Source organism: Paraburkholderia solisilvae (assembly GCF_902859875.1).
GTDB lineage: Bacteria > Pseudomonadota > Gammaproteobacteria > Burkholderiales > Burkholderiaceae > Paraburkholderia > Paraburkholderia solisilvae.
The window spans coordinates 43,820-58,338 of the sequence record NZ_CADIKF010000012.1; the positions used below are offsets into that span (position 1 = coordinate 43,820).

Consider the following 14,519-nt stretch of genomic DNA (forward strand, 5'->3'; position numbering starts at 1 on the left):
CTCGCGCGCTCAATCCCTTCGCTATCCGCAGACGGTCTGTCGCATAGCCACGATAAGCGACGCCTGTCGCGTCAGCGACGTTTTCCCAGTACGGAGTGAGTGAATTTGTCAGATCCGCTTGCGGTGATTCGCCTCCGGAAATCGCGGAGGGCATGCTTTGATTTGGCCGGCATCGATCCGTGAGTGACCGCTTAGGGATGCGGGCGGAACCAGACTGGCGGCGCGTCCAACGACGCGCATTGCCCGGTCACTCCCGACGCGGTCGCCCGAAACCGACCCACAGCTGACTCTTGGTGTGCACCATTGAGTGTCCACTGTGGGTACCTGAACAGACCAATACAAACTAGCGCCGAACACAGGCGCACACCGCGACAAGCTCACTTGCACGTCACCGGATTTCGCCTTCGCGCTACGTTGCAACTTCCGTGACCGCTTGCGCCCGGAAGTGCTTTGGCGAACGGCCGACGACGCGCCTGAAGGCGTTGCTGAACGCACTCTCGGACGCGTAGCCAAGTGAGCGCGCAAGCACGTTGACGTGCGTTCGGCTCTCCAGAAGAGCGCGCTGCGCAAGGTGCATTCGCCATTTCGTCAGATATGAAAGAGGCGACATTCCGGCAACGGTCTTGAAGTAAGCGGCAAACGTCGCGCGAGACATCGCCGCGGCCTGCGCGAGTTCTCCAAGTTGCCAGGCGCGGCCGGGATCATCGTGCATGAGTTGGAGTGCCGGCGCGAGACGCCTGTCGCTCAAGGCGCGGAGCCATCCAGCCGGCGGCAATCCGGTCGCCTCGAAGTGTGCCCGCAGTATCTGGATGAACATCAGATGCGCGAGTTGGTTGGATGCGACATGCGCTCCTGGAAAGGCACCTTGCCGTTCCCGAACGAGCTGATCGAGCAGCCATCGCAGCGCTTGCGCCTGGCTCGATGTCCCGCGCACGTGAATGAGAGGCGGTAGCGCGTCCAGCAAAAGCTGGCTGGACGCGATGCTCAACTCGACCTTGCCGCCAATCATGAAAAACTCATCGCCATCGCCGTGATGGACCATATTGCCGACACGCCCTTCGAGGACATCGGCGAGGTCGACGCGCTCCGCGTTCAGGTCGGTGCCGAGGACATGGGAGCGCGGTTCGCAGAGCAGAAACACGTCCCCGCTTTCGATGCGAACAGGATTCTGGTCGCCTTCAAACAGGATCCAGCAGTTTCCCCGCGCGACGCCCCAAAACTTGACGGTATTCGCACGCGGGAAATTGATTGCCCATGCGCCGCCGGCAACCAGCCCACCCGAAATGACGGACCGTGCACCCAGGAGGCTCAGAAAATCGGAGAATGGATCGATCATGATGGTCAGATTCTCGCGCATGAAACGGCGACTTTCAAGTATTCAAAATCTGACCCCCCGGTTTTAAGCTGCGTCGACTGCCTGGAGTTGCCAGGTAGAACGCGTAGCCGAACAGATCGGAGAGGATGCCAATATCATGAAGCAAACCTGGTTTATCACTGGCGTGAACAGTGGCTTCGGCCGTCACATGACCGAGCAGCTCCTTGCCAGAGGGGATCGCGTCGCCGGTACCGTGCGAGATCTAAATTCGATGACCGATCTCAAAGCGCGCCACGGTGCTGCCCTTTGGCTCGCAAAGCTTGATCTGTCAGACACTCCGGCTATCCGCCGCGTCGTCGACCGCGCATTCGGTGAACTAGGCCGCATCGATGTGGTCGTGAGCAACGCGGGTTACGGGCTATTCGGCGCGGCTGAAGAAATGACTGACGAACAGATCGCGCATCAGATCGACACGAACCTGATCGGCTCCATTCAAACCGTGCGCGCGGCGCTTTCGCATCTGCGGACTCGGGGCAGCGGGCGCATCATCCAGTTATCCTCGATGGGCGGGCAAGCGACATTACCTGGCGGCTCGCTATACCACGCAGGCAAATGGGGCGTTGAAGGGTTCATTGATGCTGTCGCGCAGGAGGTGGCCGGGTTCGGCATCGGTTGCACGTTGGTCGAGCCGGGCGCGGCGCGAACGAATTTTCGCTATCAAAACGCTCAACTGTCGCCAAAACTCGGCGCGTACGATGCATCGCCGGCGCGTATGGCGCATCGGATAATCGAGGAAGGAACCAGCATACCGATTGGCGATGCCGCGAAGATGGCCGAAATCATCATTGCCAGTGCCGACCAGCATCCGGCGCCCAAACGCATAGCGCTAGGAAGTGACGCCTACAACATCATGCACAAGCAATTGAGCGACCGTCTCGCTGCTCTGGAGGCACAGAAAGAACTCGCGTTCTCCACTGACTACGGACCGGGCATGTAGGCCCGGCAGCAACGCAGCTAGAGGACTGTCGCTCGCGTCTGCGAAGCAGTTCGCGCCGGTACACCGAGCGGAGGCGTCGCGAGCGGATAGGTCACAAGGTTCCTGATGACCTGCGGCGTGTCCTAGACAAGCACGACACACTTTCCTCCAGCTTCGTTGTGTTCCATAAGTTCGTGAGCGGTCGCAATTTCAGAAAAGTCGAATACGTGCGCTGGCCGTCCTCGAAACACACCGCGAGCTTCGAAATCCACGATTTGCTGCATCGGCACCTTCGATAGGGGAAAATCGGAGGTTCCGAAGCTGAAGCTTCCGAAAAAGCTCAATTGAACTCCGCTCGGCATCTGGCTAAGCGGATTGAAATCGCCGACTGGCGCGAGGCCGCCCAGAAATCCGGCCATGCATACGCGGCCACCGGGACGCGTGGCGCACATCGAGTTCAGGATCGTGCTGTTGCCGATGAGATCTAGCACCGCGTCCGCCTTTCCGCCCGGCCAGTCCGGCGATCCAGGCAAGTCACCTTCCGTCGTCACGGCGTGTGCCACCTCTCGCGAGCGCAGCAACGCTACGCCTTCTGGCCGCCGGGTGGTTGCGATCACCTGCGCACCGAGTTGGCGGCCGATGTCGATCGCTGCCAGACCAAGGCTTGAAGTACCGCCGCGCACGACGAGCCGCTGCCCAGCCTTAACCCCCAGATTGTCGTGGAGACATGTCCACGCGACCGCATATGTCTCTGGCAGCGCTGCAAGGCGCTGCCAGTCGAGGGTAGTCTCAACGGCCACGACATTCTTGGCCGGCACGACAACATATTCCGCGTAGCTGCCGTCGACGGTTCGCCCCATGCCGCCCATCAGGGCGGCTACCGTCTGTCCCTCGCGAAGGAACCCCGTAGCATCGCACACCACGGACCCGACGCATTCTATCCCGCTGATCTCGGCCACGTCGCCCCAAAGTCCTCGCCGCATATAGAGTTCAGCCCGGTTCAGGCCGAATGCGCGGACGCGAATCAGCACACAGTCCGGCTTGATGGCCGGCATGGGTCTCTCGACGATGCGGAGTACTTCTGGACCACCGAACCCGCTCCTGACGATTGCCTTCATGTCGATCTCCTCAATTTGATATCGCATGGTACGAGCCTCGATCATCGAAACAAATTACTATGTTTCGACAAAGACTGAAGAGGCATACGACAATGAATGAGCCGACGCTATTGCAATTGCAGTGTTTTGAAGCGCTGGTTGCCGAAGGCAGTTTTGCAGCAGCTGCGGCGCGTTTGAACCGCACGCATCCAACCGTCCACGCGGCCGTGGCGGCACTTGAATCTCAAGTAGGAATGGTCCTGCTTGACCGGGCGGGATACCGGGTCTCACTTACCGCTGAAGGTGCGGCATATCACTCACACGTGGTGCAGTTTCTCCGTCACTATAAAAATCTCCAGCTGGGAGCGGCCCAGCTCGCCGCCGGGCAGGAGGCGGAGTTACACGTGGTCGTGGGCGATCTGTGCCCATTGCCGGCAACGCTCGGCACGCTTAAGCGGTTCTTTGACGAGAGTAGCGGCACGCGCCTTGTACTTCATTTCGAGGCCATTAGCGGTCCATGGGAACGGCTGAAAAACGGCGAGTGCGATTTGATCTTTCATCACCTCGACAAACCATCGCCCGCGATTGAGTCTATCGAGCTCTTTGAGGTCAAGGTCGTACCGGTCGCCGCACCCGGATTTCTTAACCGTCCGGCGGACGCCGTGCTCACGCCGGACGACTTCGTGTCCCACGTTCAATGCATCATTCGTGATACGGCCAGACAGCCTTCTGAAGCCAACTACTATGTGATCGACGGTGCGCCAACCTGTACCGTACCTGACCAGTTGATGAAGCGCGAGCTGATTGTCCAAGGGCTGGCGTGGGGCCACATGCCTTACCATCTTGTCGAAGGCGACCTTCGCGAGCAACGGCTTCTGTCGATGGAGGGGCCGCATATGCGCGGCGCTACGCTCAAGCACTACGCGGCGAGACTCCGAAGTGCGGCGCACGGCCCTGTCGCGCAGCGTCTTTGGAGTCAGTTGCTGGAGCGTGGTACAGGTTGAGCAATGTTCTCTTATCCCGCTCTGGAAGGCCAATAGCCTTGAAGACTGGCCGACCGGATGGGTAGTTTGAGACGCACTGCCGAAGCCACATACGTCGTCACCCCGTTGATTGATGACACGCTGCCATTGGTCAGCGTATAAGGCGTGCCGTCGACGCTTGAGAAAATGCCTCCTGCAGCCATCAACGCTGCGATCGTCGTACCGCCGGCGACCGGATTTTTGCCCGCGCCGCCCCAAAAGACCGGTAACGGCACGAATCGTTAGCTTTGTCGCCAGGCTTGCCTGCCCACTATTGGCATCCCGCTAGTTTCGTCCTTCGCGCACCGCATTCGCGAATCTGCGCAGATGCCTCTGCTGACGCCCGATACTAACGCCTTCACGTGCCACCGACGGACTGCGCGTCGTGAAACGAGCGCGGCGCAGCCGGCGCCTGCGCAACATGAGGAGTCGCACACATGGCTGGCTATTCGAACGCTATCAAGGGTCTGCATCACAATGCATATCGATGCAGGGATTCGGAGGAAACGCGGTGGTTTTATGAAGATCTGCTCGGTTTGAGACTGGCGGCCGCGATGGAACTCTCAGTCACGAAGACCGGCAGGCAGATCAAAGCACTGCATACCTTCTTCGAAATGGGCGACCATTCCTTTCTGGCGTTTTTCGAACTCGTGGGGGAGGACCGCGAAGGCATGTTCGATCCGAAGTCGGATTTCGATCTGCATATCGCGCTAACCATCCCTGACGTGAAGACCCAGTTGGAGTTCAAGGACAAGGCACTCGCGGCGGGCGTCGAAGTACGCGGCCCGTCGGAGCATACGGTTGCCCAGTCGATCTATCTGCGCGATCCCAACGGCTACGTGATCGAGTTGACGGTGAATGGAGAGCGCTATACCGAACTGATGGCGGAACACCTGCATGGCGCGCGCGGTAATCTCGACCGGTGGCAACGGACCAAACATGAAGCACCGGTGCAAGCCTGATGGCAGCTTAAGCGGGGCGAACGGCGATTACTTTACGGCTAAACGGGCCCGAACTGACCTTTCGCTTTCGCCAAACGGACTCTGAATCGTGGGGCCTGTCGGCCAATTTGTCTGGCCGGCAAGCGCCGGGATCCGAGCGTCGAAACCGAGTCAACGCATCGGGACCGGGCGGCTTGCGTAGGCTTTTTTGGATGTGTCAGCGTCATGAGCCTTGACGCTGATACCTTACTTTGCTGCATCGCTTATCGCTTGTAGCAGGACTAACAGTATTCGGTTCATGGGCGTCGGTACACCCAGCGATTCGCCCATTCGGACAATCGCGCCCGTTAGGGCATCCACTTCCAGTACACGTCCATTGACGTTGTCAAAATACATGGACGTCGCTTCATCCGGGTGATAAGACAGGAGTCGCGCCAGCACCTGCGATTGCGTCTTCTCGTTAAGGTCGACCCCGCCAGCGAGCGCGACGGCTAACCCTTCCCGAATGATGTCCGAGGCGATGCTACGAACATCGTCTCGCTGAAAAACTGCGAGGCGTTGTCTCGTAAGGGCCGTAATCGGATTCGCGACCGCATTTAACAACAATTTCGCCCACAGGCGCTGCTGAAAATCCTGCCGGGGTGCTACCTTGAGCAAAGCTCCTTCGAACAGGGCTGCGAAAGCTTGACCGGTAGCAGTGTCGGGAATCGAGATGTCGTCTTCGCTGGCGCGGCGAAAACTGAAATTGCTCGCCGAGCGCCGCTCACCGTTGAAATATACGACTGCCGGGACAACGGCACGATTTCCCACATAAGGAGCGACGCGCTGTTCGTGTTCTATGCCGTTCTGCAGCACCGCGACGCAAGTGTCAGGGCCGCACAGGCGCTCGAACCAGGCAGAAGCCGACGCGGTGTCCTGTGTCTTCGTACACACGATGATCCAGTCGACATGGTCGGCTTGCAGCGGGTTGGTCACAACATCGAGTGTCAACCGATGCATATCCTGGGGCTGTTCCAGCGTCACCGCCTCGGCGTGGCGGCGTGCGCATACAACAATCCGATGACGTCCAGACAGTTGAAGGCAGCTTGCCACTACACCGCCAATACCGCCCATTCCGACTACTGCAATCGATGTGCGCTGAGTCACCTGAAACTCCTGTCCGGCAGCAACCGTATTCCTGCCATGCGTGGCGATGCGATTTGGGTCGGGAAAGTGTGGTCGGCCGCGACACAAAAGTGAAGTGACTTATAGTGATCGTCGCCATAAGCTTTGGTTATAGGACGCGGTCGGGTGGACAGTCCTGCCGCTCGGTGCCCGACAACCGGCCATGCTCATGCCGACGCGCAGTTTGTGCCCTCTGGCGCACATCCATCGCGGCACAAACCGATCAGCGCAGATTAATATTTCACCATACATGAACGCCTTATAATCGCCTGCGCATAGCGGACAGTTATAGGGACGGCTCTTGGACATTCGTGCGCTGCGCTATTTCGCAGAGGTAGTCAATTGCGGAGGCTTTAGTCGGGCTTCTGAAATCCTGCACGTCACTCAACCTGCAATCAGCCGCGCGGTGCGCCTGCTAGAGGAGGAGTGTGGGGTTCGATTGCTGACCCGTGAACCGAAGGCGGTGAAACTCACCCGCGAAGGCGAGGTAGTCTATCGGCACGCTACCCAGATGCTGCGTCAGGCTCGCCAACTCACGGCAGAATTGACTGACATGAAGTCGGAGCTGAAAGGTGTGTTCCGCGTCGGGTTGCCCCCTCTAGTCGGATCGACATTTTTTTCCGACGTGATAGCGCAGTTCCGGAGAAAATATCCCGGCATTGAACTTCAAATTGCCGAGTTTTTTTCAAGCCGCCTTGAACAGGCACTCGACGACGGAGAGATGACATCGCCGCGGCGATGCTGCCAGTCGACACGGAGCGCTTCGTCACACAGCAGTTTGCGGCGGATCGATTGATGTTCGTCGTCAATCCAGGGCACGAAATAAGCGCTCATTCAGCGACGAGAATTCTTGCGCTGAAGAACCAGCCGTTAGTGACCTTCACCAAAGACTTCAAACTGTGCCGATTGATCGAAGACGCGTGCCGCGCGCAAGGATTCGTCCCGTCGATCGTTGGCCGCAGCAGTCACCTTGACCTCGTACTTGCGATGGTGGCATCTGGAATGGGCATAACGGTTTTGCCCAGGTCGGTCATCGAAAGGACCAATGTGAGGCACTTTGTCTCGGTGCCCATTGTGAAACCTGCAATACACTTCGAGCTCGCACTTGTGCGGCCGCGGGAGAGCTATGTCAGCCATGGATGCAGGGCCTGGCTAGAGCTCGCGGCAGGTGCCCTCGGATTTCAGATTTCTGACTCGTTCGTTTCGTGGACGGGCGTCGAGCCACGGCTTTAATGTGTACGTGCACTGCTCACCACGGACCGCATCCGGCGGATTCAATCCGCCGGACAGGCCATGTGGTGAAGGCTCCTTGCATGCATGACGTGAGATGCAATGTGCCAACTAACCGCGGACATCTCCGCGCAGATATGCAGCGACTGCCTCTGTCAGCGCGATGCCTTGCAATTCCTCAGGCGATGCCAGCCGCGCCGCGACAATCTCCCGATTATCAAGCCGCAGCTCCGGCATGCAATCAAGGTGCAGTTCAAAGAAATGCACGCGGTCTTTCCGCCCGTCCCAGATGCCGCAGGCACTGCCGGCGGGGACGAGTAATGTGTCCGACGACAGACCGATCTCCTCCTCCATTTCGCGGCGCGCCGCTGCGGCAGGCGCCTCACCGGGCTGGAGGCTCCCTCCGGGAAAGTTCCACTCGGTCCGGTACGATGACTTCAAAAGCAGCAGTGCCTGCCCGACGTAAATCGCCACCAGCGCGCCCTCATGGTTAGGGCGTCGAAGGCGCCACCAGGCGCGAGCGAGCCGGAAGCCGAGCCAAAGCGCCATGCGCCACACAGTGTCGATAAGCATGGCTGGCCGCATCCGCTTGGGGCTCGACATCAAGTTTCTCTCCTTTCTTTTCATGGGCAGGGGATTTTTCGGGTCGCCAAGCTGGTGCGGTTTCGATCATTCAGCGCCTGTTACCCGATCTCCGCGCATAGCCAGCAGGGAGCAGGTGGCCGAAAATTCAATAGCGGCGACTCGACGCGCTAGAAGCTCATTGCGAATCCGAATGACACGCCGTGCACATTGTGCCCGAACACATAGCGCACCATCGCGCGTGTGCGCGTGATGATGACCGGATATTGGCTGCTATCGAGTTCGAGGCCCACTCCCAACGACGTGAGATCGTTGAAACCCAGCACGCCGGCGCTGTCGCCGAAGTAGTGAGAGTAAGCGGCTTCGAGCACGTAGCGGATCGGCCGGTCCAGTGCGTGCCAGCCGGTAGGCGCACGCCAACGGGTCCAGAGGCTCACTTGCTGCGCCGTCGCCGAGCCCTGTGCGGCCTCGGACGTGCTGCCGAAGCTGCGCAGGTAAATATCCGTCGCACGCAACTCGGCATCGATTTCGTAATTTTCGCGGTAGTGCTCGTAGTCGAGCATCAACGAGCCGCCGTAGCCGTAGGCGTTCAGCGAACCATTCTCGAGAAACTCGAGGTTGCTGTCGGTCACGTGATTGAAGATCGATTGGCCCACCTTCAGGTCGCTTGATACACGCCCGATCGTACCGTTCAGAATCGGACGGAACACCAGTTCATTAGTAATCCGGAAGTCCCAGCCGATACCTGCGGTGCCGCTGAAGGTGTTCCATTTCGTCGGTACCGTACGCTGCTCGGTGCCGTCCGATGCGATAAAAATCGGATCGTAACGGCTGTAGGCGAGTGTACCCTCCAGATACAACGGAAATGACTTGCTGAGCGTAAAACCCCCGCCAAACTGGGTCTGGCCGAAACCGGGATTACCGGTAGTGCCGTTATTCACGGACAGGTTGCTGGTGGTCACATCGGGGACCGTGGTGTAGGTCATGATCGCAAGCACGGCGTCGGCGTGCTGTTTCACATTGCCGCCAATGACTGTATTGTTCGACAACTGGCCCGGAGCGCTCTGTGCATCGGATGTGCACGGCAGCAGGGCCAAAGCCAGCGCGACGCACGCTACTGAGCCGCGATATGACCCACCTGGCCGGATCAAAGGCGTCGTCGAATGACCCTGCCATCTGCCGGTGTGATTGCAGGCGGACACACGGAATATCGAATGCACGCGCATGACAAGGTACCTTTCAGATGTCTCGAGCTGTGCGACGCCGGTCGAAAAGTATCAACGTGAAGCACGCGTAGAGCGTCACAGCCAGAAACAGCCCCATGCGCACCGCGAATGCACTGTAGACGTCCTTTCCCGCCACGCTGTCTTGCACCGACTGGCCGAGCAGAATGATCATCGTGACGAGGCTGTTCAGCCAGAAGCCAGGCGGGTACCGTGTCGGGCTGATCCCGTACAGCTTGCGTCCCACGAGCAGACCGAACAACAGCATCCACAGAAAGAACATCCCCAGGTGCACAAAAAGCCTGAGCGCAAACCAGAACGCAATGGCGAGCACGCCGCCGAGCAGCGTGGAGCCGATGAGTTCGCGTGCCGCGCCGCGGGCCGTGGTGGTGCAGCTTTGCCTGCCGAGGCTCACGGACTTCATGATGATCGGCATATAGGTCGCCGGATCGGTCATGGCGAGCAGATAGGCCGGCATGACCACGAGTGCGGCGCGAAGCGCGATGTACGTGGCTTCTTTGTCCGGCATGATTCGCGCGGCAGGCTGCGGTCGTGCGCTTGCGGGTTCAGGAAACATCTGGTGAGTCAGCACGATGATCAGTATGGCTAGCAGAAGTCCCTTCACCAGCGCGCCGACCACCGTCACGCCAAACTGGAAGTCCGCCGTTCCGGCTGCGGAGATCATCGTCAGTCCAGCCACCAGGAAGGTCGCCACGAGATTGTTCCCGCCGCGCAGGCCGTAGCGAAAAGCGAGGAAGAGCAGGAGACCGACGATCATCACGCCCGCGAATGCGTAATGGCGAAGTAGCGGAACGAGCAGCAGGCCGCTGCCGGTGGTCAACGCGACGACTAGCGCGAAAGCTGCACCAGCCTTGAACGATAGTGGCCGATTCTGCGTCGCGAGAAGAAAGACGGCAAACACCGGCGCGATGACGGGAATCGACAGGTCGAGTGCAAAACTGATCGCGAGGCAAAGCGCCGTCCCTACGGCAACGCGCAGCGTTCGTCGACCGGGAAGCGCGAGCCTGCTTTCCATCGTTGACATAGGTGTCGTTCAGTAAAGGTAGGAAACCCAACTCATCACGTGTAAAAACACGCGACCGGGCAGATTCAGCGGGTTGCCCGGACTCGGAAACGCCATCACCTCAGCCTGCCCGCCCGCACGAAGGTTGTGCAAACGCGCGTGCTCGTCCTTGCCGAACTCGACGATCACAGGAAAGCGTTGAGCGGGACGCAACCAGTCGCGGCTGTTCTGCACAGTCGGAAGACCGCCTGGCGGCGCGCTCTGCCCCACGCTCACGCCATAGCCGATGCTGCGAATCCGCCCCTCGAAGACTTCGCCAGGCAGCGCGTCCAGCGCAATGGCCACGGGCGTTCCCGGCTGGAGGTGCCCGAGATTGTTCTCAGTCATGTCGGCGCTGACCCACACGTCACGGATGGCGATCAGCGTCATCACCGGACTGCCGATGGCCGCGAACTGGCCGACTTCGGTCCGCAGATCGGTGACGACACCGCCTGTGCGAGCCTTTATCCGCGTGTTGGCCAGGTCGAGTTCGGCTTTCGCCACGGCCGCGGCCGCGCTGCGCAACTGCGCGTTCTCCTGCTCGTTGCCGCCCTGCTGCTCGCGGGCGCGCTCCACTTCCGCACGTGCTGCGGCAACCTGGCTTTGGGCCTGTTCATGCGTCGCGCGCGCCACCTCGAGGCGTCGCAGCGAGACCGTGCCCTCGTCTTCGCGGTATAGCCGTTCGAGGCGCTCGCTGTCCTGCCGCGCCTTGGTCTCGTTTGCGATCGCGGCCCGCAGCGATGCGAGCGCCGAATCGATACCGGCGGTGCTGGCGCCGACCTGACGGCGCGTCGATTCGAGGTCGGCCCGCGCGCGCTCGGCCGCGAGGCGGTATTGCTCGTTATCGATTTCGAACAGCACCTCGCCTGCGTCGACTTCCTGGTTGTTGTGCACGAAAACGCGCGTCACCCGGCCCGACACTTCCGCCGCGACGGGGACGACGTAGGCCTGCACGCGCGCCTGTTGGGTGTAGGGCGTAAAGCGGTCGGCAAGCAGATACCAGATCAGGCTAACGACGATCAGTACGACGATCCACTTCACCGCTTTGCCCGACGGATCCGCCGCAAGCGCTGGCGCCTGCGCCGGTGCGGACGCGGAGGGGTCGGGCTTGCCGCTCATTGGGACCGCCCTTCGGCGCCGGCTGCGGCGGGCGGCGCGCTCGCCTCGTCAAGCAGATCGCCCCAGTTCGTGCGTTGCTGCATCTGCTGGCGCGTCGCCGGATCGATAAGCGGTTGCTCCGAATACCACCCGCCACCGAGGGCCTTGTAAAGCGCGACGAGGCTGCCTGCCGCATTGCCGCGATTGACGATGTAGGCGTCCTGTTGCGCGAATAGCGCGCGCTGCGCATCGAGCACGCGCTGAAAATCTGAATATCCTTCCCGGTAGATCGTACTGGCGAGTGTGAGAGAGCGCCGCGCGGCTCCCTGCGCATCATTCAGGATGATGTCGCGCTGCAATGCGGCGATCAGTGCCGTCGCGGCATCATCGGCCTCGCGCGCCGCTTCGCGCACGGTGTTCTGGTAGGCGACGGTCAACTGTTGCAAGCGGGCGTCCTGCACGCGCACGTTGTTGGTGATCCTGCCGTGATCGAACACGTTCCACGTGACGCTCGGTCCGGCTGCCATCGCCAGCGTGTTCGGCGATCCGGTGAGGGAACTCGCCGTCCACACAAGCGAGCCCAGCAGCGATACGGACGGATAGAGGTCGGCTTTCGCCACGCCGATCTGTGCTGACTGTGCGGCCATCTGATACTCGGCAGCCCGAACGTCGGGGCGACGCAAAAGCAGATCGGCGGGCACGTCCTGCAGCACCGCGCGATCCACGAGCGGGACCACGCCTTCCTTGCCGGACTGAACCTCGAGTTCCGGCAGCGGACCCGGTGGCCGGCCCATCAGTACGGATAGCGCGTGATGCGCGAGCACGATCTGGCTGTCGAGATCGGGAATGCTGCTGAGCGTGCCCAGATACTGCGTTTTGGCCTGCTGGAGGTCCAGCTCGTCGGTCTCGCCGCTCTTGAAGAGCTTTTGCGCAATGTCATAGCTGCGCTTCTGCAGCCGCGCGTTCTCGTGCGCAATGCGCAGCCGCGCCTCGGCCGTGCGCAACGTGAAATACGTATCCGCCACCTGTGCGTGCAACAGGACCAGCGCGGCATCGCGGTTGGCTTGCGCGGCGAAGAACGCGGCGTCGGCCGATTCGATTGCGCGGCTGAAGCGCCCCCAGAAATCGAGCTCCCATCCGAGGCTGAAACCTGCACCGTATTGCCAGTAAGCACCCGAGCGCGAATTGAATCCATCGGAGCGCTTGCGCGCCGAATAAAGCGCGTCGGCGTTGACCTGTTGAAACTGGGGGTAGCGTCCCGCAAGCGCGATGCCGAGTTGCGCGCGCGCCTCGAGAACGCGCAGGCCTGCGATCTTCAGGTCGCCGTTACCGGCATCGGCTTGCGCGATCAGATGCTCGAGGTTCTGGTCGCCGAATATTTGCCACCACTGCCGCACATCGGGCTGCGCGGCTTGCTGCGTGACCTGCCCGATCGATGCGCTGCTCCAGTGCTCGCTCCAGGCTTCATGCTGCGGATGAAAATCCGGTCCCACTCGCATGCAGCCGCTCAGAGACGTCAGCAGACCCATGACGAGGGACGCTGCCCCAAGCGGCACTCCCATCCCATATGAGCGCATTGAAGGCGACACGACGCCGTCCCCGCGGTCTCAAGGCTGGTTCTGTTTCAGGTACTGCTCGGGTTGCGGCTGGTCGTTCACCCAGCGCCAGAACAACTTGTAACCTACCGCGAGCATCACAGGACCGATGAACAGGCCAATGACGCCGCCCGTCACCATGCCGCCGAGCGCACCAATCAGCACCACGGGCATCGGTACGGCGACGCCACGCCCCAGTAGCAGCGGCTTGAGCACATTGTCGGCCAGACCCGCGACGAAAACATAGATCGAGAAGATGATGGTCGCCATGTTGGCGCCCTCCGTCACTATCACGAAGATGATCACGGGGACTGTGATCAACGTCGCGGGTAACTGCATGATGCCGATCAGCAGTACGGCGAGTGCGAGCAGGCCGGCGCCGGGAATACCCATGACGATAAACGCGATGCCGATCAGCAACATCTGGATGAACGCGATCCCGACTACACCCTGCGCGACCGCGCGAATGGTGGACGTGCACAGGTCGGCGATCTGCGGGCCATTCTCGGGTCCGGAGATGCGCGAAGCGATCTGTATCGCACTGTGATAGCCCTTCTCGCCGTAGGCCATGAGAATGCCCGCGACGACGAGAGCCAGGAAGAATACGAGCAGGCCGGCGCCCAGGCCGGTGACCGTACCGAGCAGCACGAGACCCGCTTCCTTCAACTGAGGCGCGAACTTCTGCGCAAGACCGGTGAGGTCGGTCGAGGCCTGAGTCCAGAAGTCGAACAGCCGCTGGCCGATTATTGGCCAGGTGGCGACGGATTCGGCTGGCGGGGGAATCTGGAAGCTCCCGCTCCTGAAAACGGCCATCGCGCGCTCGATCGAATTTCCCACCGCGACGCCCAGCAGATAGGTCGGCACGAGAATGACGGCAAACGCGACGAGGATGATCAGCGTGGCGATCAGGCCGTCTTTTCCGGCAAGCGGGCGCCGCAATCTGACCTGAAGCGGATAGAGCGTGATCGCGAGGATCAGCGCCCAGACCATCAGATTGAGAAAGGGGACGAAGACTCGAAAACAGAAGACGGCCAGAACGGCGACGAGCCCGGCACGGATCAGTACATCGAGCAACTCTCTGGACAACGCCCTTCGGGTAGTCGGCGTGGGCAGCATCGATTGTCTCCTCGCAGGTCGCCGCAAGGACATTCCGACGGCTGACCACGTCTGCCGACGCGCCCGCTCAGAGGCAGGCCGCGCCGTGACTTATCCA

12 protein-coding genes and 1 pseudogene are annotated in these 14,519 nt (G+C 60.7%); 4 read left to right on the forward strand and 9 right to left on the reverse strand.

Translation table 11 applies throughout. The annotated features are described in order from the left end of the window. Positions 1 to 409 precede the first annotated feature (409 nt). Positions 410 to 1,357, reverse strand: a complete 948-nt coding sequence (locus HV675_RS09850; protein ID WP_246270167.1) for an AraC family transcriptional regulator — start codon at positions 1,355 to 1,357, stop codon at positions 410 to 412. A 115-nt stretch (positions 1,358 to 1,472) separates the two neighbouring features. Between HV675_RS09850 and HV675_RS09855 the strand changes: the two genes are divergently transcribed. Continuing rightward, positions 1,473 to 2,312, forward strand: coding sequence for an SDR family oxidoreductase (locus HV675_RS09855; protein WP_175110709.1), 840 nt, complete (start codon positions 1,473 to 1,475; stop codon positions 2,310 to 2,312). 122 nt (positions 2,313 to 2,434) lie between these two features. Here HV675_RS09855 and HV675_RS09860 read toward each other — a convergent pair whose 3' ends face one another. Next, positions 2,435 to 3,409: a zinc-binding dehydrogenase gene (locus HV675_RS09860; protein WP_175110710.1), complete on the reverse strand. Its 975-nt coding sequence runs from the start codon at positions 3,407 to 3,409 to the stop codon at positions 2,435 to 2,437. A 92-nt stretch (positions 3,410 to 3,501) separates the two neighbouring features. On the opposite strand from HV675_RS09860, the gene HV675_RS09865 reads away from it, so the two are divergent. Together HV675_RS09865 and HV675_RS09870 are read left to right on the forward strand one after the other, a co-directional pair. Beyond that, complete coding sequence (locus HV675_RS09865) at positions 3,502 to 4,392, forward strand: LysR family transcriptional regulator (RefSeq protein ID WP_175110711.1); 891 nt, start codon at positions 3,502 to 3,504, stop codon at positions 4,390 to 4,392. Positions 4,393 to 4,847: 455 nt separating this feature from the next. Beyond that, the gene (locus tag HV675_RS09870; RefSeq protein ID WP_175110712.1) at positions 4,848 to 5,372 is read left to right on the forward strand and encodes a VOC family protein; all 525 of its coding nucleotides are present in this window, start codon (positions 4,848 to 4,850) and stop codon (positions 5,370 to 5,372) included. 225 nt (positions 5,373 to 5,597) lie between these two features. Here HV675_RS09870 and HV675_RS09875 read toward each other — a convergent pair whose 3' ends face one another. Next, positions 5,598 to 6,497, reverse strand: coding sequence for a 2-dehydropantoate 2-reductase (locus tag HV675_RS09875; RefSeq protein WP_175110713.1), 900 nt, complete (start codon positions 6,495 to 6,497; stop codon positions 5,598 to 5,600). Positions 6,498 to 6,816: 319 nt separating this feature from the next. Between HV675_RS09875 and HV675_RS32935 the strand changes: the two are divergent. After that, a pseudogene (locus HV675_RS32935) lies at positions 6,817 to 7,748 on the forward strand (LysR family transcriptional regulator). 108 nt (positions 7,749 to 7,856) lie between these two features. On the opposite strand, the gene HV675_RS09890 reads toward HV675_RS32935, so the two are convergent. The 6 genes from HV675_RS09890 to HV675_RS09915 form a co-directional block, all read right to left on the reverse strand. Then, on the reverse strand, positions 7,857 to 8,348 hold the full coding sequence (locus tag HV675_RS09890) for an NUDIX domain-containing protein (protein WP_175110716.1): 492 nt from the start codon (positions 8,346 to 8,348) through the stop codon (positions 7,857 to 7,859). A 149-nt stretch (positions 8,349 to 8,497) separates the two neighbouring features. Beyond that, positions 8,498 to 9,424: a hypothetical protein gene (locus HV675_RS09895; RefSeq protein WP_175110717.1), complete on the reverse strand. Its 927-nt coding sequence runs from the start codon at positions 9,422 to 9,424 to the stop codon at positions 8,498 to 8,500. 142 nt (positions 9,425 to 9,566) lie between these two features. Beyond that, positions 9,567 to 10,586 carry a DUF2955 domain-containing protein gene (locus HV675_RS09900; protein WP_175110793.1) on the reverse strand — a complete coding sequence of 340 codons (1,020 nt, stop codon included), beginning with the start codon at positions 10,584 to 10,586 and terminating at the stop codon, positions 9,567 to 9,569. 18 nt (positions 10,587 to 10,604) lie between these two features. Continuing rightward, positions 10,605 to 11,732, reverse strand: coding sequence for an HlyD family secretion protein (locus HV675_RS09905; protein ID WP_175110718.1), 1,128 nt, complete (start codon positions 11,730 to 11,732; stop codon positions 10,605 to 10,607). Next, positions 11,729 to 13,240: an efflux transporter outer membrane subunit gene (locus HV675_RS09910; protein ID WP_281364013.1), complete on the reverse strand. Its 1,512-nt coding sequence runs from the start codon at positions 13,238 to 13,240 to the stop codon at positions 11,729 to 11,731. The genes HV675_RS09905 and HV675_RS09910 overlap by 4 nt, the downstream gene beginning before the upstream one ends. Positions 13,241 to 13,318: 78 nt before the next feature. After that, positions 13,319 to 14,422, reverse strand: coding sequence for an AI-2E family transporter (locus HV675_RS09915; protein ID WP_175110719.1), 1,104 nt, complete (start codon positions 14,420 to 14,422; stop codon positions 13,319 to 13,321). Between the last annotated feature and the right edge of the window lie 97 nt (positions 14,423 to 14,519).